Raw genomic sequence first — 21142 nt, forward strand, 5'->3', positions numbered from 1 at the left:
ATGAGAAGTAATATATTCAGAACTCTAGTTTTCAGTAGCGCAATAGCTATAGGAACATTATCAAGCTGTGAGAAAACAAACGATGAAGGACCTAATTTTTTGACTGGACCAGATCTTGGTACAAGACAATTTATAACACTGACAGGCGCATTTCCTGATGCCGAAGGTGAGGCGGGTAATGGTGGAACAAGAGCTTTAGCGATTTCCCTAGCTGAAGCCGAAAATCCAAATTTTGAAGCAAATGTTTTCGCAAATGGTTATACATTGCGCTCTCAACGTACTGCACGTGTACAAGGTTCTCATAATGGAAACTTTTTATATAATATTCAGTATACTGGCGATGATGGAGGTATATTCAATAAGTACCACGTACAAGGTGGTAAAAACTTTATTGATACCCGTGAGGAGGTAAACACAGAGCCTATCCTTGGTAATGCGCCTAGATGGGTAATTGCTGCGAACGGTATTGGTGTTGGTGTATATGCTTCCGCAAAGGTACAAGGGACTGCAGAAGGTGCTGGCGCTGACTTTGTAGATGTGAAAAGTACAGCAAAAATTTTGGCCTTAGACTTAGATAATCCGACTATCTTACGTCAAACAGAATTTACTATTCCATTGTCAGAAGCGCAAACAAAAGCGGGCTATCAAATTGGACGTATAGACGTACCAATCTTAAATTCAGCTAAAAATAAAGTTTTTATTGGTTGTAACTTGACAAAAGTTGACTTAACTAAAAAATCTACCGTTAATAATAATGGTGTTCAAACTTGGGCTACAACTAACCCTGGTAGAGAATTAGGTACGGCTACTTTGGTTGTTGATTACCCGAGCCTAGCCAATCCAAAATTAATATATTCTGGAGTAAGTAAAACTAACAATCACTCGTATCGCACGATGACGCAATGGCTAGGGTCTAATGGTGATATTTACCAAGCAACTGCAACTGGAGGTTCTCAAATTTTGAAAATTTCAGGGAGCACAAATGCCTATGACGATTCGTATAATTTTGATTTAAAAACAGCACTAAACTCATCAGCTAATATTGCGATCAGAGCTTGGAGACTAATCAAAGACGATATTGGCCTAGTATTATATACCGTAACAGGTACAGATGGTGGATACTTAGCATTAGTTGATTTGAAAGCAAAAACAGCGACTAAATTGACTACCGAACAAGAAAGCAACATTGGATTTAGCGGTCGTTCTGCAAACACTGCTACAGGTGTAGCAGCAATGGTAGGTACATTTGGACAATTTCAAAACATTGGCGTACACGGCGATAATGTATATGTACCATTGACTCCTAATGGATTAGACGGTAACCTTTATATAATCAACTACAAAACAAAAGCTATTACCAAAGGAGCTAAATTGAAAAACCAATCAGGCAGCTTCTACTTAGGCGCTTATTAAAAAATTAAAACCCTAAATGAAAAACCTCGACAAATTGTCGAGGTTTTATTGTTTACAAAGTTTAATATCCCCTGACCATATTGTCAATATAAGTTTTCCTATCATTTAAGTAGCTTTTCAACCTGACAACCTCTAGGTCGAAGTTCTTTCCTTTCTTCCAAATCACTTCATCTCTAGCTTTAGACTCTTTAATAATATTAGAATATTCATCCACAAAACGAATTAGATTATTAAAATGGTTTGCTTTATAACTTTCCCAGTGCGTTTTGAAAGCTTTTTTTACTTCAGTATCCGAAAGCAATCGTTGAAAGAAACGTGTGCCAGACTTATTACCAGTCCAGAAGAAATCTCTTCCTGGATTACTAAAATGATTTCCTGAGCCTTCGAATCCATACGCCCAATCAAAATCCCAAATCGGTCCAAAACTAAATTTACCTGTTGGAACTTTGTGCATATAGGTACTTTTCGGATGATTTAACTCTTCATTTCCTGTCAAGATATAGACCATAAGATAACGTGCAAATACATCGATATCCAATTTATCTCGATATCCATTGTTTGGAAAGTTGGAGGCGTAGATCAAATCCTCCAATTGTTCAAAATCAGCTTTGATAGGAGCTATTTCATCTTGCTCTTCTAACTCCGGAGACTTAATCATTACTGGAAGATGGTAATTCGAACTTCTGAACTGAAATTCCTCATCAAAATAATCATCCAATTCAAATAGATATCCATCATCGGTGATATTAATACGATTGCTTGCTACTTCTAGATGTTGTGTCAACACATAACTACCACGATAAGTACCATTTATAGTAACATCAACAGGAATAATATCATTGGTAAAAGGAACTTGTAAATCACGACCTATACGCATAGCTACAGCATTACACATGAGGCTAGGGTCTAAGAAATTGGCCAATAGTACCCAATTTCTCGCTTCAGGCAAACCTAAGATGGATGCTTTCGTCGTTAGTCGAAGACGGTAAGGCTTTTTAGGTTGACCCCATGTAGAATTTCCTCTTCCACGAATCTCTGTCGAAGCCTCAAAATTTGGGTAGAAAGTCTTGCCATCAATACGCAAAGTAGCTTTTAAATATTTCTCCTTCTCGACGACCTCTTCACCTCCATCAATAGTGATATTAAATTGGGGAATTTCGAAACTAGTCCAATTAACGCGGACCGTTACATCTTTTTTAGTTCCTTTAGCCCCCACAAAACTGTAGGTAACAGGTTGAGAAAAATCTCGGACTGTTGTTCCACTTTCTTGCGCTAAGTTACTAACCAAAACCTTTGATGCATTGGTTTTGAAGATAGGAATTAGATTTTTGGAATGATACTTAGGCAATTCTCCTGAGTACACACCGTTAGCTTCTTCCAGCATAAAATCCGCAGTTAAGGTCGGATTTTTCTCTTTGGCAAAATAAAATTCAGAAATTTCGATTACTTCTTCCTCCACGACGGGAGTTTCATCATTGGTAACAGATTTAGAACAGGATAAAAATGTCGTAAAAAGGAATAAGACAAAAAACAATCGTTTGTTATGCATTAGTCAAAAGTATAAAGTTCATAATTGACTAAAAGATAACACATTACTCACAGAGTAACTCAATTATTTTTCATTTTCTTTCATTATACGCAGAAAATTAAGCCCCATTATCTTCGCAATGTCCTCCTTTTTATAACCTCTTTCTAACAAAGACTTAGTCAAAATCGGAAACTTAGAAACATCTTCCAAGTATTGTGGTGTAGACTCTATTCCATCATAATCCGAACCAATTGCCACGTGATCTATTCCTACTTTACTAACCAAATAATCAATATGATCTAGCAATAAGTCTAATTTCACATCCGCTTGGAATTTTAATTCCTTCGGAAGTTTATGGTATTTTCTAGAAGCAGAAATTATTTCTGTCGGCTTACCAAAATGGTTGTCGTATAGTTCGTGAATGCGAGATTCAAAAGCGGTGTCCAAAAATCCAGAATAAAAATTGACAGCAACGACTCCCCCATTTTTCTTAAGCGCAGCCAATTGCGCATCATCCAAATTGCGGGAATGTGGAGTCAAAGCAGCTGCATTACTATGTGATACTAATACAGGCTTTGTAGAAACTTCCAAGACATCGTAAAATGTCTTTTTGCTCGCATGCGACAAATCCACGAGCATACCGAGTTCATTCATTTTGCGGATAATCGCTTTTCCTTGGTCGGATAGCCCCATTTGTTCTGAAGCAGGCTTACTGTCTTCTACCGAAGCGGCTGTTGCCCAAGACAAATTATAGTTCCAAGTCAACGTCAAATACTTTGCACCGCGCTTATGCAATTTTACCAAATTCGAAATACTTTCTTCGATCATATTGCCACCCTCGATGCCAATTATAGCAGCAATTTTCCCTTGCTTTTGTAGACGATAAATTTGAGCTACATTTTTGGCTATAGAAATCTTGTCCTTATTTTTCTTAATAACTTTTTCTAATGCATCAATCTGATCATTGGCATGCTTAAAAGCATTTTTCTTCCATTTTTTGTCGTCAGACCAAACCGCAAACACTTGAACATCGACGCCTCCTTCAATCAACCGAGGTATATCCGTATGACCCGTTGTCAAGCGGTTTGAAATATCATGACCATCCAAAATACTGGAGATAATTACGTCATTGTGCCCATCAACCACCAAAAGATCCTTGTGTATTTTTTTAAAGTCTTCTTGCGCATTTGCCATATAGACAAAAGAACACATTGCCAAAAAATTAAGAATAAGCGTCTTTTTCATTATTTCGCTTCATTAATAGTTTCATAAATCGCATCTTGAATGCGACTGCGAATATTCAAATTCAACAATTTTGTTGACACTTGCGGATGTACTCGATTCGATAAGAAAATATACACCAACTGATGTTTTGGATCAATCCAAATACACGTACCAGTATATCCTGTGTGACCATAAACCGATTGATTAGCTAATTTAGAAGGGTATTCCTTTTTTAGATCAGGATCAAAACGGTCAAAACCTAGACCACGACGACTAGTCTTAGATTGATTGGAAGTAAATAAATCCACGGTATTTTCTTTAAAATAACGAGTTCCACCATATTCACCACGATTCAAAAGCAACTGTCCATAAATTGCCAAATCATTTGCGGAAGCAAATAAGCCTGCATGTCCAGCCACACCGCCTGCCATCGCAGCACCTTGATCATGTACAAAACCTTCCAATAATACTTTGCGGAAGGAAGTATCGTGCTCTGTCGGTACAATTCGCGATTTGTCAAAACGCTTTCGTGGATTATAACCTGCTGTCTTCATGCCTATTGGTCTATACAATATTTGTTGAACGTATTCGTCCATCGGAATACTCGTAATATGTTCGGCAACTTCTTTCATGACATACATACTGATATCCGAATACACATAATTACCTGATGGCTTGACAGCAGACTTCATCATCTCTGGCCACATTACTTCCTCATAATAGTTGTTTTTCAAATAAGAATTATCGGCTAGCTGGACTTGATGCGTAGCAGAGGGAAAACTTTGCACATCACCAGTTTTTAAATTTCTGTAAAATGGAATAAACGGCGTGAAACCAGCTTCGTGCAATAAAACTGTCCTTAGCTTAATATCTTTTTTATTCGTAGAACGTACATCCCATAGATAAGATCCCATTGTACTATCCAAGTGAATAGCATTAGTCTCTTGCAACTTCATAATCACTGGCGTCGTGCCCGCAATTTTACTAATGGATGCTAAGTCAAAAATATCCTTTATACTCGTTTTTTGTTTTGCTTCATAGGTATGATTCCCATACGCTTTTTCAAAAATAACCTGTCCATTTTTGATTGCCATCACCACCAAACCAGGCGTTGCTTGTTCGCGTATAGCTTCTGCCGCAATAGCGTCAATCTTTTGCGTCATCTTTGGCAAGTTCAAACCGGACCCTACACCATCAGAATACTGTAGACGTGTTTGCGTAGTTTTTAATTTTGTATTTCCTTCCGTAATTGCCAATCCGCCAAATACACTCATCGCTAGATTGCGTTGCGCTTGTGTAGAAAATTCAGGTGAAACTAATTCTGTCAATTTCCCACCAAACTGAGAATTGCTTTGCACACGACTCAAATCCGTGTCTAAGAATTTACACAAAATAATATTTTTGTTATTTGAGATCGCCTGATTAAATAATGCCGCATTTGTTATTCCCAAATCAGATGCCGTAGCAGCCACAATGATAGTATTGAAAAGTTTTCCTTGTTCGTTCAATTGATTCAAGTCAATCACCGATACATCTGCGTACCGCTCAACTTGTTCAATAAATGCATTGTATTTTCCCTCGGATGAAACAGCCACAGCTATTTTCAGATGATCAAGTCGACCAAGAGGGATAGTCTTATTTTCATTAAATAGAAGTTGGGTTTTATTTGTAAGGGTCTGTTTGTACTGTGCTGAAACAGCTGTAGACAAAAATAATATACACAAAAATAGGCTTGGTAACTTGAATTGAATTTTCATATTGTAGAACGGTTTTGTAGTGTAAATGTACTAATAAAACGCACAAAACCGCAACAATAAATAGTAACATAATCATTTCGTTTTATACTAGATTTTTATTAGCTTATATTTGAATTATGCCAGAAAAAGTCAACGATAAGACCATTTTTACGCTATTGGAAGTGACCAAAAGTATACAGCGTACTTTAGCAGATCGCTACAAAAGTCTGTATTGGATCAAGGCGGAAATGAATAAGCTCAACCATTACAAACATTCAGGCCATTGTTATCCAGAATTGGTGGAGAAAAAAGAAGGCAAAATTCTAGCAGAAATTCGGTCGATACTGTGGAAATCAGATTTTGAAAGAATAAATTCTTCCTTTATAAAACTCCTGAACGAACCGCTTCGTGATGGCATTACGATACTATTTCAAGCCGGCATTTCCTACGATCCATTGCATGGATTGAGTCTACGCATCGTGGAGATCGACCCTACTTTTGTGTTAGGAGAATTAGAGCGTGAAAAAAAGGAAAGTATCCTCAAACTGCAACAAGAAGATTTATTTGATGCGAATAAAAGATTATCTTTCCCAATCATACCAAAGCGACTGGCTATTATTTCTGTGGAAACGAGTAAAGGGCTTTCTGATTTTTACAAAATCATAAATAATAATCCTTGGGGTTATAAAATTGAGACTACACTCTACCCCGCTCTTTTGCAAGGTGACAAATCCATTCCGTCGATTATCAAACAGTTAGCAGTTATCGCGGAGCGAACAGATGCTTATGACGCTGTAGCCATAATACGTGGAGGCGGCGGTGAAGTTGGTCTTTCTTCCTATAACAATTATCATTTAGCAAAAGCCATTGCAATATTTCCAATCCCCGTATTAACAGGTATCGGTCATTCGACCAACGAAACGGTCAGTGAGATGGTAGCTTACAAAAATGCTATTACACCAAGTGAATTGGCAGATTTTTTAATTCAAAAATTTCATAATTTTTCACTTCCGCTAGATCAGTTGCAAGAACAATTAATATTTTTGTCGAAGAATAAATTTTCGCAAGAAAGAATCAAATTACAAGAGTTTGCGCAAGCTCTTTCGTGGTCTAGTAAAAATAGGTTACAGCAAGAAAAGCATAATATTAACATACTATCTCAACGTTTACAGCTATTTAGTCAACATTTTCTGAAAGAGCAAAATGCCAGTTTGGAAAACATAGCAAGACTGATCAAAATGGCAGATCCTTCGCAATTGTTGAAAAGAGGATTTTCAATTACTCGGGTAAATGGAAAAGCTGTACAATCCATTTCTGATGTGCAAATTGGTGATAATATCGAAACTATTTTGATAGATGGAACAATCCAAAGTCAGGTAACTTCAAAACAAAATTAATCATGGAATCAAACTACAACTATATAGATGCTTTTAACGAGTTACAACAAATCGTAGCAGACATCGAAATTGGCGATGTCAATGTAGATGAACTGGCATCAAAAATAAAAAGAGCTTCAGAACTAATAGCAGTATGTAAAGCCAAATTAATTGCTTCTGAAGAAGAAGTGGAACGACTGTTAAGTCAACTTTCTGCCGAAGAACCAACTGAAGAGGAGGAGTAAAGGTAATTATTATGCAAATGCAGCTAATTTTCTTAAAATATTTTATTAAGTATTAATTTTTGCGTTACTTTGCAATTTAGAATTAATCTTAATAAAGTTGAAAAACAGCATCTGCCTCTGGTTAACTCTAATACTAGTCGGCGTATTTAATATTTCTTTTGCACAGATCATTACCCTTAAAGGGAAGATTATTGGTACAAACAATAAGCCTTTAGGATACGCAACAATTCGTTTGAATGATGGACAACAGGTGACTTCATCTAACGACAGTGGCGAATTTTTGTTCAAATTATCTTCAAATTTACAGGATGTTACACTAACTGTGCTTCATGTAAGCAAAAAGACACGACAAGTTAACATTGCAAAGAAAGATTTTTCCACTTATAGAGAGATTAAATTAGAAGACCTCAGTCTTACATTAGATGAAGTGTCTATCACTCCATCTTTTCAAAACACAAAAAATAGTAATTCTTCCATATTCTTTGACAAGGAGACCATTCAAGCAGCGCAAGCATTTAGTATCCAAGATGTACTGATGAATCTACCTGGCAAATCGACCATTGCCCCTGATCTAAATAAAGTTAGTACGCTAACATTACGTGGTGGTAATGGACAAATTGGTGGTGGCGATAATATTTTTAATCTTAACAATTCATTAGGTATTGCTATCATCATGGATGATGTACACTTGAGCAATGACGCCAATATGCAAAGTCGTTCTGCGAGTCGATGGGGTATGTCTCAAGCGACTTTATCGGGTGTAAATTACAGCGATTCATACTTAGGGAATCAATCTTCTACCAATTATGATGTCGCTTATCAAGGTATTGACCTTCGTGAAATTCCAGCTAATAATATTGAAAGTATCGAAGTTATCCAAGGTGTTGCTTCAGCAAAATATGGCGAAATAACCGATGGGGCCGTGATTATCAATAGACAAGCAGGACAATCGCCTTGGGCATACAATATGCAATTAAACGGAGGATCTGTTTCTACAGGACTAAGTAAAGGTTTCCTATTGCCTAAAAATTTTGGTGCTTTAAACTTTTCTACAAATTATACCAACTCCAACGCAGATCCGAGAGATAAAATTAAATCTTTCAATAGGATAAATCAAGCCTTGATGTGGACAAAACATTTCAAGACAAATATAAAAAACACATTATCCTTCGATTACAACTATCGAAATGATCACCGACGAGCTGATCCAGATGATGATATGGCGCAAATGTCCAAATTTAGAAATCAAGGTTTGTCCGTTTCCAATAGAACAGCTATTCATACGAATAGTAGATTTTTGAACACGGTAAATTTTAATATCAATTACTCCAGCTCAGATCAATATTCGTATAAGCAGTACATATTAAATAGAGGAATTACAGCTATTGCTATTAAGGATACGGTAGGTATTTACGAAGGTTATTTTAGTAATGGAAGCTATAGAGCCGAAGAAGAGATAATTGGTAAGCCCAAAAACTTTAATACAAGAATCGATGCTTCTAGCTATTTTAATTGGGGCAATAGCGAACATCATTTATCTTATGGCGCAAGTTATAACTTGTCAAATAATGGAGGTCAAGGCATCATAAGTGATCCAGATAGACCGCGATGGCTATTGAATGGTGGCGGCAACGAACGAGCGTATGATTTTGAACAACTTCCAAGTGCGCAGAATTGGGGTCTATATATTGAAAACAGTATCAAAGGTACTGTTCTTACGAAACGATACAATGCTAATTTGGGTTTGAGAGCTGATATTCAAAATGGCTATTTCACCCTTCAGCCACGTATTAATACGAGTATCGTTTGGAATGACAAATGGTCTTCTACAGCTGCTTTTGGTATTTCGTCAAAAGCTCCTACACTTGCACATATGTTTCCTGCTCCCGTATTTATTGATATTGAATTGTTGAATGTATATGCTGGTGATTTGTCAAAGGCACTCTATTTGGTCTACACAGATAAGAAAATCTTAAACAACGATCACCTCAAGCCCTCTATGTCTTCCCAAATTGAATTGGGATTACAGTATAAAGGCAGCATTGTTCGTTCATCACTATACGGTTATTACAAAAATAACTGGGCTGGCTACGAGACAGTGAGTCAACCTCACTTATATACCTTACCGAAGTATGTGTACCAAGTCGATCCCTCTTCAGGAAATATTGCTTATAATCCAACCAGTGAAACCAACAACTATTTCAATTTCTATGGCTATGAGATGACTAATGGAGCGAGTTCAAAATCTTTAGGAGCTGATTGGATGTTGAATTTTAGCCAGATAAGCGCAATAAAAACTACTTTCTCTTTGATTAATAACATACAGTTCAATAGACACAGAAAGACACAGCCTATACGAATAGCTATCGAGAATAATCGAATTATCCTACCCGACAATTCGAGCCTGACGCATGCGGAATATAGCCCAGATGAGGGAAATTATTTGCAGATAATGTCAAAAATAAACAGCTCTACACATATTCCAAAAGTTGGTTTTATCGTCAATTTTAGTGCTGATGTATTTTGGAAAGAATCAAATACAAGAACAAATTCCATCTTCCCGAATGCTTATTTTAATTCGGCAGGAAGATATTTCACAATGGCTGAAACCCCGATTTCACCAGCTGATTTCAATTCTTTACAACGCATATCAACAGATGTAATATCAGAAGGCTTGCCATTTGTTTACACTGTAATTAACATGTCTTTGGTAAAAGAAATAAGCAAAAATTTCAGAATTAATCTTAACGCATACAACTTATTTAATATACGTCCAGAACATTATTCCATCACAAACAATGGTACAGAAAGAATTCTGAAATATAACAGAAGACCGAGTTTTACCATTGGAACTAATATCAAATTCTAGTCATTATGAAAAACAATATCTTACTATGGTCCTTGGCCTTAATCCTATTTTTAGCATCCTGTAAAAAAGATCCTGAACTAACGCGTGCTGTCAAATTCACAGTAGACATTGCGGTGAAGAGTGATGAAAATTTAAATATTGCTCCTAAAGACGCTATTGTAACTATTTTTAATAAAACCAATGGAGCGTCTTATCAGGCAACAATTCAAGAAAATGGTACAGCCGTATTTGAAAGTATAACACCAGGTACATATACTATTAATTCCACACTGACTATTTCCGCTGCAAAATACACCGAACTTGCAGGCTATTATGTAGAAGATGATATCAACTTCTCAGGAAGCAACGATAATATCGAAATTTTTGAAGACAAAACATTTTTATTAGAATTACAAGCCGGCAAAACAGGAAACTGGGTTTTCAAACAAATCTATTATGCCGGTTCTAACGTGGCAAATGGCGCTGGACAACGAGATGTTTTTGTGGAAATCTATAATAACTCCAACCAAGTGTTATACGCAGATAGTTTATATTTCGGACAAGTAATTGGTAAGAATAATAACAATTCGGGAGAATATTTATTGGAAAACAATCAATATGACTGGTCTAAAGCATTAAACATTACTGTAGAAAGTGGCAAAGATGCAAATCAAGACTATGTATATGCGCACACTTTGTTCCGTATTCCGAGTGATGGAACGGGAAAGAAATATCCAGTACAACCAGGAAATAGCTTAATCATTGCTGCGACAGCTGTTGACCATACCAATTCTTACGAATCAAATACGAGTACGCCCGTGACTGTGACAAACCCTGAATTGACAGTCAACCTAAATACTGCTGACTTTGAAGTAAATCTAATTGAATTTTTAAGACCAACCGACGGTAGTGCTTATACACCATTCCGTACAGATGTAGATAATATAAACGTCACAAATATCGATGTAGTACATGTTTCACAGGGAAATGATTTGATCCTAAATGCGCTTGGAAGAGATGCATTTTTTATCGCAGATGCTAGATCAACAGATGTTAATATGGAATCTTTGAAAAATTTTGCTACTCCTGATCGAAGAGAGATAACAGCTACGACTAATATTTATAAGCAAATCCCTACTCGTGTGATAGTAGATGCAGTCGAACTTCAACATCCAGTAGCAGCTTCCAGAGTTCCTAAACGCTTGCAAACAATACTAGATGCGGGACGTACATTCGTACCAGGAGGTCAATATTCTAGTCAATCATTGGTACGTAAAACACTTAAAACTGTAAATGGTCGTCGTATTTTAAAAGACACCAACAATTCGGAAGTAGACTTCGGCTATTTAGAGAAAGCAAATACATCTAAATCAGTTAGTTCTTTTATCGACTAATAAAAAAATGAATAGATCCGCTATTACACTATTATTTATACTCATTGGTTTTGCTTCGTATGGTCAATATTTTAGCAAGAATGATTCGTTGATATGGAGTATTCCACTTCAAAAGAAATTGTTGTTTCAATTTGAAAATGCTGCACTAGTAAAAGTAAATCCAAGTAATTATAATATTGGAGTAGCGGAACTCAAATTTCAATCTCAGAAAGGTGAATATCGGAGAGCAAAATCAGCATACAAACAAAATATCGTAGATTTTGAAGCAAATGGTATCTCGCAAATTGATGATTTCATTATTTCCGGAAAATTTAAATTCAATAAAACTTGGGAAGATAGTCTTGCAAATTCATTGCAGGGGTTGGATGATGATATATCTCCATTTTATTATTTTGTGCAAAAACCAGGCAAGTATGAGCGTCAAAATTTCAATGGAAATGTTCAAGTTCGATACGCTGGACTTAATAAATATTTCCAACCCGGATTAAAATTAAACTATAGCATCCATTGGACTACACGATCCGTCGATCCACGTCCAAGTGTGGGATCTGTTGCTATCAAATTTAATCCATTTGTGACCTCTCAAATCGGTGCGCATCACCTAACCACTGGTTTTACGTACGGATATGGTGATGAAGAGACGAGTGTGACTTACAAAAACAGCACATTCAACACCAGCCTTCTTTTTCCGGACAGAATTTATTATACCAATCAGGGATTTGGTTATATATCGCAAAAAGATTCTGCCAACATGCGAAAATATGACCAGTATTTGGGATTTAACGTTGGATATAATGTTGTGAAAAAAGGACTGGAATTGTATACATCTACAAACTATGACCGCAAAGTAACGAATAGCACTTTTGATCAGAAGTTGCGCCAAACTTACTTTAAACGCAGTGAGTTTACGCTAAATACTATTCAACACCATACACTGGTTCAATTGAACCGGACTTCTGATATTAATCATTTGATTGATCTGAATATTTGTCACCAACAAGGACAAGATTTTAATTACAATTTAAACTCTGCAAATTACCTTGCCGAATATTATAATGTCGCGTTAGATTACCTCTACAATAACAAAAATTGGAGTTTAGGCGCAGGTACAGCTTTCAAAAGTATGGAAAAAACAGATGCCGCTGCAGATCATTATCATGCGTATAGCCAATTAGGTATACATCTTAATTTTAGATACCTTTTTGGTAGTGGTAAGAATAAGTTAGAAACCGAATTTATACCAAAATACTTGCTGAATATTTCCAATACGTTGGATATTCCCTTGACGCAAGTCAATGTATTCACAACTTCGATTGCTTATCCAGATTATGATTATTTTAATCTTGAACCAATTGGGCTCGACTTAAATTTAGCTTATGCCATCATAAAAACTCAAAAATTACGTGGGATAAAAGTAATTCTACGCAATCAATTTTACACAGTTTTGGGTAAGCCATCCGAAAACACCCTATCTTTGCGAAAGGATAAATATGATTTGTGGCAAACTCAATTAGGACTACAATTCAATTTGTAAAATAGTACTATGAAAAAGTTATTATCGTTTGCTTTCCTTCTAATTTTTGTGATCTGTAGTGCATTTTTACACGATAAGCAAGATTCTCTTCGAGCACTATACAGTCGACCAATCTCTGAGTGGCCAAAACCGACTATTGATTCGGGTGTGGTTTGGTCAGAATTTAAGTCTTTACCAAAGATAGATACCAGTTACTTTAGTTTGATGGAGCGACCTGATATCAAATTGGGTAAATTACTATTCTTTGACCCACTATTATCTGGATCGAATCAGATTTCTTGTAGTTCTTGTCACAATCCGCAAACATCTTGGGGAGATCATTTGACCGTTCCGGTAGGGCATGATCACCAAATAGGAACACGCAATACCATTTCATTGCTGAATGTGCATGCACGCAAAAGCTTATTTTGGGATGGTCGGGCAAAAACATTGGAAGAGCAAGCCTTATTCCCTATAGAAGCGCATCACGAAATGGCAATGGAATTGACTAAATTAATTCCAAAATTAAAAGCTATCCCAGGCTACCGCAAATTATTTGAAGAAGCATTCGGAGAGGAAGATTTTTCCATGCCTGAAGTCATGAAAGCTTTAGCCGCATTTCAACGTACATTAAGGAGTCGTCGTAGCCCTTTTGATGAATTTTTGGATGGTAAGTATACTGCAATGACGGATCAAGAAATTCAAGGTATGCACCTTTTCCGCACAAAGGCTAGGTGTATGAATTGCCATAATGGGGAATTTTTGACGGATGAAGATTTTCACAATATCGGATTGACGTACTACAAGAGAAAATACGAAGATTTAGGTCGTTATGAAGTTACTAAAAATCCAGCCGACGTTGGGAAATTCCGCACTCCTTCTTTGCGAGATGTAATGAATACAGCGCCTTGGATGCACAACGGCTTATTCGAAGATATAATTGGATTACTTAATCTGTACAACAGCGGTATGATTATGAATAATCCCAAAACAGCAGAACAACATGCCGATCCTATGTTCCCAAGAACAGATCCTTTATTGAAAAAATTGGATTTGACGAAAGAAGAAATTCAAGCTATTGCAGCCTTTTTGAAAGCAACAACAGCTACAAAATATAGAATGAATAGACCTGAATCTTTACCACGCTAAAAAAAACTCTTACAAGACTATACAAACCAGATGAACCAAAAGTCATCTGGTTTTTTTCTTACTAAAGAAAATCAACACAATATATCCAATCATTTACTTTGATTTAACTTTCAACTTCTTAGAAATGATTAACTTTGTCAGTTATGCAAAAAAACAAGGATTTTAATCCCAAATCATATATCTTAATCAAAGGTGCGCGCGTCAATAACCTTAAAAATATTGATGTCGAAATACCGAAAAACAAGTTGGTCGTGATCACCGGCATGTCGGGTTCTGGAAAATCTTCCTTAGCTTTTGACACTTTATATGCCGAAGGACAACGTCGTTATGTGGAAAGTCTATCTTCCTATGCACGTCAGTTCATGGGACGTATGAATAAGCCTGAAGTAGATTACATCAAGGGAATTGCACCTGCTATTGCCATCGAGCAAAAGGTTATTACGTCAAATCCACGTTCTACAGTTGGTACTTCTACAGAGATTTATGATTATTTAAAACTCCTTTTTGCACGTATCGGAAAAACCTATTCCCCTATTTCGGGTCAATTGGTAACTAAAGACTCCATTTCGAATATTGTTGATACCATCACAGCGCATGATTTAGAGAGCACAATAACAATATACAGTCCGCTGATTTCGACTAATGACCGTAAACTGAAAGAAGAATTAGCTATTCTTCTTCAAAAAGGTTTTGTACGTATCTTATTTCAAGACAGCATCCAAAAGATTGAAAGTATTATTGAAGACAAATCCATTTCCAATAAAAACTTTAAAACAGGCGATGTACGCATTGTTATAGACCGCATCAAATTAGATGGTGAAGAAGAAACAGCTTCTCGCTTAGCAGATTCGTTGCAAACAGCTTATTTTGAAGGAAAAGGAGAATGTTATGTAGATATCAATGGCAAAGTTCATCATTTTTCGGAGAAATTTGAATTGGATGGCATGACATTCGACGAGCCTTCTCCCAACTTCTTCAGCTTCAATAATCCATATGGAGCCTGCCGCAGATGTGAAGGCTATGGGAAAATTATTGGTATCGATCCGGACTTGGTGGTGCCTGATAAGAGCAAATCTGTATACGATGGCGCTATAGCTCCTTGGCGTGGTGAGAAAATGGGGGTATGGCTAGAAGCATTGGTGAGTACAGCACTCAAATTTGACTTCCCTATTCATCGTGCCTATGCAGATTTAACTCCTCAACAGCAAGAATTATTGTGGACGGGAAATAAACATTTTCGCGGTCTGAATGATTTTTTCACAGAACTCGAAGAACAAACATATAAAATTCAATACCGTGTCATGCTTTCCCGTTATCGCGGAAAAACGGATTGTCCAGAATGTAAAGGTACGCGTCTGCGTAAAGATGCAGCTTATGTCAAAATAAATGGGAAGTCTATTTTAGATTTGGTTTTAATGCCAATAGATCAGCTTTTGAACGTGTTCAAAAATCTAGAATTAGATAAAAATGAAAAAATAATTGCCAAGCGTTTATTAACTGAAATTACAAATCGTATTCAGTTTTTGTGTGATGTAGGTTTAAGCTATTTGACGTTGAATCGCTTGAGCAATACACTTTCAGGCGGTGAGTCTCAACGTATCAACTTAGCTACCTCTCTAGGGAGCTCACTTGTCGGCTCTATATATGTATTGGATGAGCCTAGTATTGGACTGCACCCCAAGGACACCAATCGCCTCATCGGAGTTCTGAAATCACTACGCGATATTGGAAACACGGTTATTGTCGTGGAACATGAGCAAGAGATGATGGAAGCAGCTGATTATTTAATTGATATTGGTCCAGAAGCGGGAATCAATGGCGGAAAACTGGTGTTTGCTGGAAATTATAAAGAAATCGTTAAGGATAAAGATTCCTTAACAGGAAAATATTTGAGCGGTGAACTCGAGATTGCTGTACCTAAATCTCGACGCAAATGGACGGACAAAATCACCATTCAAGGTGCACGAGAAAACAATTTAAATGGAATAACTGTGGACTTTCCGTTGAACGTCTTTACCGTGGTGACAGGTGTTTCCGGTTCGGGAAAAACTTCACTTGTAAAAAGAGTGCTTTATCCTGCTTTGCAAAAAACGATGGGTAATTATTCGGGCGAGCAAACGGGTCAATTTGATGGTATCGATGGCGATATCTCGCAAATCGAACAAGTCGAATTGGTCGATCAGAATCCCATTGGTCGCTCTTCACGTTCTAATCCGGTGACTTATGTCAAGGCTTGGGACGAAATTCGCTCTTTGTATTCAGGATTGCCTGCCGCTAAAGCTAATGGCTTAAAACCAGCCGCATTCTCATTCAATATTGAGGGCGGACGTTGTGATGTATGTCAAGGTGATGGCGAAGTGAAGATTGAAATGCAATTCATGGCGGATATTGTGTTGCCTTGTGAAGCATGTGGCGGAAAACGATTCAAACCACATGTGTTGGATGTAACGTACAAAGAGAAATCTGTTTCGGATATATTGGATTTAAGTATCGACGAAGCTTTAGAGTTTTTCGTGGATCAGCCAAAAGTGTTAGCAAAATTAAGACCGTTGCAAGATGTAGGCTTGGGCTATGTAAAATTGGGTCAATCCTCAAGCACATTATCGGGTGGAGAAGCCCAACGCATTAAATTAGCTTCCTTCTTAATAAAGGGAAATAACAGTAAAAAGACTTTGTTTATTTTTGATGAACCAACCACAGGGTTACATTTTCACGATATTCAAAAACTTTTGCGTTCATTTAATGACCTTATTGCCCTAGGAAATAGTATATTAGTGATTGAGCATAATATGGACATGATCAAATCCGCAGATTGGGTGATTGATATTGGTCCTGAAGGCGGTCAACGCGGAGGTAATGTTGTGTTCACTGGACTTCCAGAAGATTTAATAAAATGCGAAGAAAGTTTTACAGGTGCATACCTAAAAAACCACCTCAAATAGCATCCATTAGTCGAATCGAGGAAGTTTATAGTAAAAGTATAAAGGCAATAAAAGAATTAAAATTTGTATTTTTGAGGGTAAAATCACATACTTATGATTTCTAAAAAGACAAAATACGCCATTAAGGCATTAATGGTTCTGGGGAGAAACTATGGAAAAGAGCCGATGCAAATTATCAAAATTGCAGAAGAAGAGCGTATTCCAAAAAAGTTTCTTGAGCAGATCTTATTAGAAATGCGTAATGCGGGAATTTTGTACTCAAAAAAAGGAGCTGGCGGTGGCTACAGTCTGAACAAAGCACCTGAAGATATTTTCTTATCACAGGTTATGCGTCTTATTGACGGCCCTATCGCTCTATTGCCTTGTGTGAGTTTGAATTTTTACCGTTCTTGCGACGAGTGTACAGAAGAGCACGCTTGTGGCATTCGTGATACTTTTGTAGATGTGCGCAATGCGATGTTGCAAATATTAAACGATACGAGTATTGCCTCATTAATCAATAAAGAAAAAGAATTAGGCTTTAGTTTAGACTAATATTCATAAAACATTTAACGTAAAATGCCCTTGAAAAATTTTTCAAGGGCATTTTATATTTATAGGAACTGCTTCTGGAAATTAGAAAGCATTCTTCCACATCATACTTTCGACAGGACGAATAGTTTTGTTATTGTATTTCGCGTTACCTTTACTGTTGTACAAGGTTTCAATATCACCTTCTACGACAAAATAAATCAACTGTCCGATTGGCATACCAGCGTATACACGCACAGGTTGAGCTACCGAAATTTCTAATGTCCACGTATTACAAAAACCAACATCCCCTTTTCCGGCTGTCGCATGGATGTCTATTCCTAGACGACCTGTACTTGATTTACCTTCTAAAAATGGTACATGACCATGTGTCTCCGTATATTCTAATGTCACTCCCAGATATAATTTGCCAGGCTCCAACACGTATCCTTCAGCAGGAATCTCAAAATGTGCTATCTCATTATGCTTTTTAGCATCTAGAACAGCGTCTTTATAGCAGGCTAAGTATTTTCCTAAGTGAACATCATATGAGTTTGTACCCAGACATTTTCGGTCAAAAGGCTCAATTACAATGCTACCACTTTCTATTTCTTCAAGAATTCTTTTATCGGATAAAATCATACGGATCAATATTACATTGGCAATAAACCAAATAGGTTTCAAAAATACAGTATTAAGCGTACCGAAACAAATCAAATGCCTGTGATATGAAAGATTTATTGCCATAATTTGTACATTTGACTATGGCGCTAGTATATCTTAGAGAACTGAATAATCAAACCAAATTTGCCATTTGGAAGATAGAAGAAACGGCAGAGGAATTGTTGAGCAAATTGCAATTGGACGATGCTGAACAAGATAAACTACGTCACCTAAGTAAAGGCAAGCGAACGCTACATTGGTTAGCGACACGTGTACTATTGCGCTATTTGCTTCAGACAAATGAATATATTCACTGTCCATCTGATAGAAACGGCAAACCTTATTTGCCTGATTATCCCTACAAAATATCCTTAACTCATTCTTTTGAATATGCTGGAGTGATGCTAAGTACGCAAGGAGATTGCGGTATGGATTTAGAATTGGTGATGGATAAGGTTGTGCGTATAAAAGAGAAATTCCTTAAACCCGAGGAATTAGCTTTCATTAATCCTGAAAACGAAATCTTACAGTTATACGCCTGCTGGTGCGCCAAAGAAGCAGTGTATAAATTGCAAGGAAACAAAGGCGTTTCCTTTTTGGATGACATGACTATAAAACCTTTTAATTACAAGCCCCAAGGTGTCATGTTATTGGATTTGACAAAAGATAACCAAACCATAACTTACGAGGTTTATTACGAGCAATTTCAAAATTACATGCTAGGTTATGCTGTAGAATAGCTATTGAAGACTATCCTCCAGCATTTGCTTCTTGAGTGCCAGTCTTTTGTTTGCTTTGTAAATCTTTACTGCAATCAAAAAATAGGAAAGCAAAAGAGGTCCATATACCAACCCCATCAATCCAAATAGAGGAATACCAATTACGACCCCTACTACCGTGATTATTGGATGGATATCCCCAACTTTTTTGGCTATAACCAAACGCAATACATTATCAATATTAATAACTAACCCAAACCCCCAGATTAGTAACCCAACCCCTTGCCAGGTCATTCCTTGAGAAATCAGAATCACTGAGGCTGGAACAAATATTAAAGGAGGCCCTAATAACGGGATAAAAGATAGAATAGCGCAGATCACGCCCCAGAAAAATCCATCGTTGGCACCGAAAATCCAAAAACCCAACGCAAGACAAGCCCCTTGGACTATAGCAATAAAGGTCTGTCCTATAATATTAGAATACGTAATATTTTTTAATTCCTCTCCAAATGTCACTGCATTTTCTTCATCAAATGGCATGTAATGCACGAAACTGTTTTCAAATCCTTTATAATTAATAAACAAGAAATACAGAATAAAATACATGACCGAAACTTCGAGGAATACATTTGCAGCACCTCCTAACACAATCGTTAATAAACCACCCAAATATGCCGCACTAGACTCCAATTTCTCTTTGATCACATCGGGTTTTCCGACTAAATCCCCTACAAAATTATTGATAGCCTCAACAAGTCGAGTTAGCCATTCTGGATTATTTTTCAGCTCAAATGCCTTATTTACAAGCATAGCACCGATACCCGCAAAAGGCAAAACTATAATTAGTAAAGAAAGAATTATGATAAAAACTGAAGATAATGGACGTGGCCAGCGCCATTTCTCAATTAAGAATATATTTAGGTTTCTAAAAAGTGCGTACATTACAAATGTACCCAAAAAAGCACCGTAAATACCTTTCATAGCGTACAAAAGGATACCGCCGAGCACCAGAACGATGATTAAAATTATAATATTTCGTTCTTTCTGTGAAAAAACAGGGTTATTCATAAGTGTTGGGATTTATGAATAACAACAAACGATTAAAAGTTTGGTTTGCGTTTCTCTAAAAATGCTGTAACACCTTCTTTCATTTCCGCCGAACCAAAACTTTTGCCAAACAATTCAATTTCCTTTTCAAAGCCATGCTCAGCGTCCACAAGACCAGTATTAACAGCTTCGATCGCTGCCGCAATAGCCGTAGCAGAACGTGTATAAGTACGTTCCAATATTGCACTAGCTTTGGCTAAAAGTTCACTTTGTGTCGCCACGATATGATTTACCAATCCCCAATTAAGGGCTTCTGCAGCCTCGATCATATCGCCTGTTAGAATCATTTCCAATGCCTTGCCCCTGCCGACCAACTGCGTCAAACGCTGCGTACCACCATAGCCAGGAATTATGCCCAAAGACACTTCTGGTAAACCTACTTTAGCTGTTTCTACTGCAACACGCATATGACACGCCAATGCGACTTCTAACCCTCCACCCAACGCGAAACCGTTTATAGCAGCTATTATAGGCTTTGGAAAATTCGCGATTTTGTTCATAACATTCTCGTGTCCAGATCGTGATAGCTCACTTGCTTCGGATACATTTAGATTCAAAAACTCTTTAATATCTGCTCCTGCAACAAAAGCCTTTTCACCTTTTCCGGTCAAGATTACCCCCCGAACGCTGTTATCGTGCAAAATATCATCCAGTACGTCTGATAATTCTCCAAGAGTTTGAGAATTCAATGCATTTAACTTGTCTTCTCTATTGATTGTAATAACTATAGTTTTACCTTGTTGTTCTACAAGGATATTTTCATAAGTGGCCATAT

16 protein-coding genes are annotated in these 21142 nt (G+C 37.0%); 10 read left to right on the forward strand and 6 right to left on the reverse strand.

What is annotated here, in order from left to right; translation table 11 throughout:
• On the forward strand, positions 1-1413 hold the full coding sequence (locus tag FLS47_RS12830; RefSeq protein ID WP_149914768.1) for a hypothetical protein: 1413 nt from the start codon (positions 1-3) through the stop codon (positions 1411-1413).
• Between the two features lie 61 nt (positions 1414-1474).
• Here FLS47_RS12830 and FLS47_RS12835 read toward each other — a convergent pair whose 3' ends face one another.
• From FLS47_RS12835 to FLS47_RS12845, 3 genes are all read right to left on the reverse strand, one after another.
• Positions 1475-2962, reverse strand: coding sequence for a CotH kinase family protein (locus FLS47_RS12835; protein ID WP_149914769.1), 1488 nt, complete (start codon positions 2960-2962; stop codon positions 1475-1477).
• A gap of 63 nt (positions 2963-3025) precedes the next feature.
• On the reverse strand, positions 3026-4186 hold the full coding sequence (locus FLS47_RS12840; RefSeq protein ID WP_149914770.1) for a dipeptidase: 1161 nt from the start codon (positions 4184-4186) through the stop codon (positions 3026-3028).
• The gene (locus tag FLS47_RS12845; protein ID WP_149914771.1) at positions 4186-5922 is read right to left on the reverse strand and encodes a serine hydrolase domain-containing protein; all 1737 of its coding nucleotides are present in this window, start codon (positions 5920-5922) and stop codon (positions 4186-4188) included. The genes FLS47_RS12840 and FLS47_RS12845 overlap by 1 nt, the downstream gene beginning before the upstream one ends.
• A 116-nt stretch (positions 5923-6038) precedes the next feature.
• Between FLS47_RS12845 and xseA the strand changes: the two genes are divergently transcribed.
• The 8 genes from xseA (at position 6039) to FLS47_RS12885 (ending at position 17902) form a co-directional block, all read left to right on the forward strand.
• Complete coding sequence (xseA, locus tag FLS47_RS12850; RefSeq protein WP_149914772.1) at positions 6039-7298, forward strand: exodeoxyribonuclease VII large subunit; 1260 nt, start codon at positions 6039-6041, stop codon at positions 7296-7298.
• A gap of 2 nt (positions 7299-7300) precedes the next feature.
• A complete protein-coding gene (xseB, locus tag FLS47_RS12855; RefSeq protein WP_149914773.1) occupies positions 7301-7522 on the forward strand; it encodes an exodeoxyribonuclease VII small subunit in 222 nt (73 codons plus the stop codon).
• 97 nt (positions 7523-7619) lie between these two features.
• On the forward strand, positions 7620-10391 hold the full coding sequence (locus FLS47_RS12860; RefSeq protein ID WP_149914774.1) for a TonB-dependent receptor: 2772 nt from the start codon (positions 7620-7622) through the stop codon (positions 10389-10391).
• Between the two features lie 5 nt (positions 10392-10396).
• Entirely contained in the window at positions 10397-11764 is a 1368-nt protein-coding gene (locus FLS47_RS12865; RefSeq protein WP_149914775.1) for a DUF4876 domain-containing protein, read from the forward strand.
• 7 nt (positions 11765-11771) lie between these two features.
• Positions 11772-13298, forward strand: a complete 1527-nt coding sequence (locus FLS47_RS12870) for a DUF6850 family outer membrane beta-barrel protein (RefSeq protein WP_149914776.1) — start codon at positions 11772-11774, stop codon at positions 13296-13298.
• A 9-nt stretch (positions 13299-13307) separates the two neighbouring features.
• Positions 13308-14426 carry a cytochrome-c peroxidase gene (locus tag FLS47_RS12875; protein WP_149914777.1) on the forward strand — a complete coding sequence of 373 codons (1119 nt, stop codon included), beginning with the start codon at positions 13308-13310 and terminating at the stop codon, positions 14424-14426.
• Between the two features lie 143 nt (positions 14427-14569).
• Positions 14570-17368, forward strand: coding sequence for an excinuclease ABC subunit UvrA (uvrA, locus tag FLS47_RS12880; RefSeq protein ID WP_149914778.1), 2799 nt, complete (start codon positions 14570-14572; stop codon positions 17366-17368).
• Between the two features lie 93 nt (positions 17369-17461).
• Positions 17462-17902: an RrF2 family transcriptional regulator gene (locus FLS47_RS12885; RefSeq protein ID WP_149914779.1), complete on the forward strand. Its 441-nt coding sequence runs from the start codon at positions 17462-17464 to the stop codon at positions 17900-17902.
• A gap of 81 nt (positions 17903-17983) precedes the next feature.
• Here the strand turns inward: FLS47_RS12885 and dcd are convergent, their stop codons facing one another.
• Positions 17984-18520, reverse strand: a complete 537-nt coding sequence (dcd, locus tag FLS47_RS12890; RefSeq protein WP_149914840.1) for a dCTP deaminase — start codon at positions 18518-18520, stop codon at positions 17984-17986.
• Between the two features lie 122 nt (positions 18521-18642).
• On the opposite strand from dcd, the gene FLS47_RS12895 reads away from it, so the two are divergent.
• A complete protein-coding gene (locus FLS47_RS12895; protein ID WP_149914780.1) occupies positions 18643-19281 on the forward strand; it encodes a 4'-phosphopantetheinyl transferase family protein in 639 nt (212 codons plus the stop codon).
• On the opposite strand, the gene FLS47_RS12900 is transcribed toward FLS47_RS12895, so the two are convergent.
• A complete protein-coding gene (locus FLS47_RS12900) occupies positions 19282-20328 on the reverse strand; it encodes an AI-2E family transporter (RefSeq protein ID WP_149914781.1) in 1047 nt (348 codons plus the stop codon).
• 32 nt (positions 20329-20360) lie between these two features.
• Positions 20361-21140: an enoyl-CoA hydratase-related protein gene (locus FLS47_RS12905; protein ID WP_149914782.1), complete on the reverse strand. Its 780-nt coding sequence runs from the start codon at positions 21138-21140 to the stop codon at positions 20361-20363.
• Between the last annotated feature and the right edge of the window lie 2 nt (positions 21141-21142).

The sequence above is a fragment of the Sphingobacterium cavernae genome (assembly GCF_008520265.1).
GTDB classification, from domain to species: domain Bacteria; phylum Bacteroidota; class Bacteroidia; order Sphingobacteriales; family Sphingobacteriaceae; genus Sphingobacterium; species Sphingobacterium cavernae.

Excerpts from the sequence above, each read along its gene's own strand:
- FLS47_RS12830 (WP_149914768.1), top strand. The coding sequence starts at position 1 with ATGAGAAGTAATATATTCAGAACTCTAGTTTTCAGTAGCGCAATAGCT.
- FLS47_RS12835 (WP_149914769.1), bottom strand. The coding sequence starts at position 2,962 with ATGCATAACAAACGATTGTTTTTTGTCTTATTCCTTTTTACGACATTT.
- FLS47_RS12840 (WP_149914770.1), bottom strand. The coding sequence starts at position 4,186 with ATGAAAAAGACGCTTATTCTTAATTTTTTGGCAATGTGTTCTTTTGTC.
- FLS47_RS12845 (WP_149914771.1), bottom strand. The coding sequence starts at position 5,922 with ATGAAAATTCAATTCAAGTTACCAAGCCTATTTTTGTGTATATTATTT.
- xseA (WP_149914772.1), top strand. The coding sequence starts at position 6,039 with ATGCCAGAAAAAGTCAACGATAAGACCATTTTTACGCTATTGGAAGTG.
- xseB (WP_149914773.1), top strand. The coding sequence starts at position 7,301 with ATGGAATCAAACTACAACTATATAGATGCTTTTAACGAGTTACAACAA.
- FLS47_RS12865 (WP_149914775.1), top strand. The coding sequence starts at position 10,397 with ATGAAAAACAATATCTTACTATGGTCCTTGGCCTTAATCCTATTTTTA.
- FLS47_RS12870 (WP_149914776.1), top strand. The coding sequence starts at position 11,772 with ATGAATAGATCCGCTATTACACTATTATTTATACTCATTGGTTTTGCT.
- FLS47_RS12875 (WP_149914777.1), top strand. The coding sequence starts at position 13,308 with ATGAAAAAGTTATTATCGTTTGCTTTCCTTCTAATTTTTGTGATCTGT.
- uvrA (WP_149914778.1), top strand. The coding sequence starts at position 14,570 with ATGCAAAAAAACAAGGATTTTAATCCCAAATCATATATCTTAATCAAA.
- FLS47_RS12885 (WP_149914779.1), top strand. The coding sequence starts at position 17,462 with ATGATTTCTAAAAAGACAAAATACGCCATTAAGGCATTAATGGTTCTG.
- dcd (WP_149914840.1), bottom strand. The coding sequence starts at position 18,520 with ATGATTTTATCCGATAAAAGAATTCTTGAAGAAATAGAAAGTGGTAGC.
- FLS47_RS12895 (WP_149914780.1), top strand. The coding sequence starts at position 18,643 with ATGGCGCTAGTATATCTTAGAGAACTGAATAATCAAACCAAATTTGCC.
- FLS47_RS12900 (WP_149914781.1), bottom strand. The coding sequence starts at position 20,328 with ATGAATAACCCTGTTTTTTCACAGAAAGAACGAAATATTATAATTTTA.
- FLS47_RS12905 (WP_149914782.1), bottom strand. The coding sequence starts at position 21,140 with ATGGCCACTTATGAAAATATCCTTGTAGAACAACAAGGTAAAACTATA.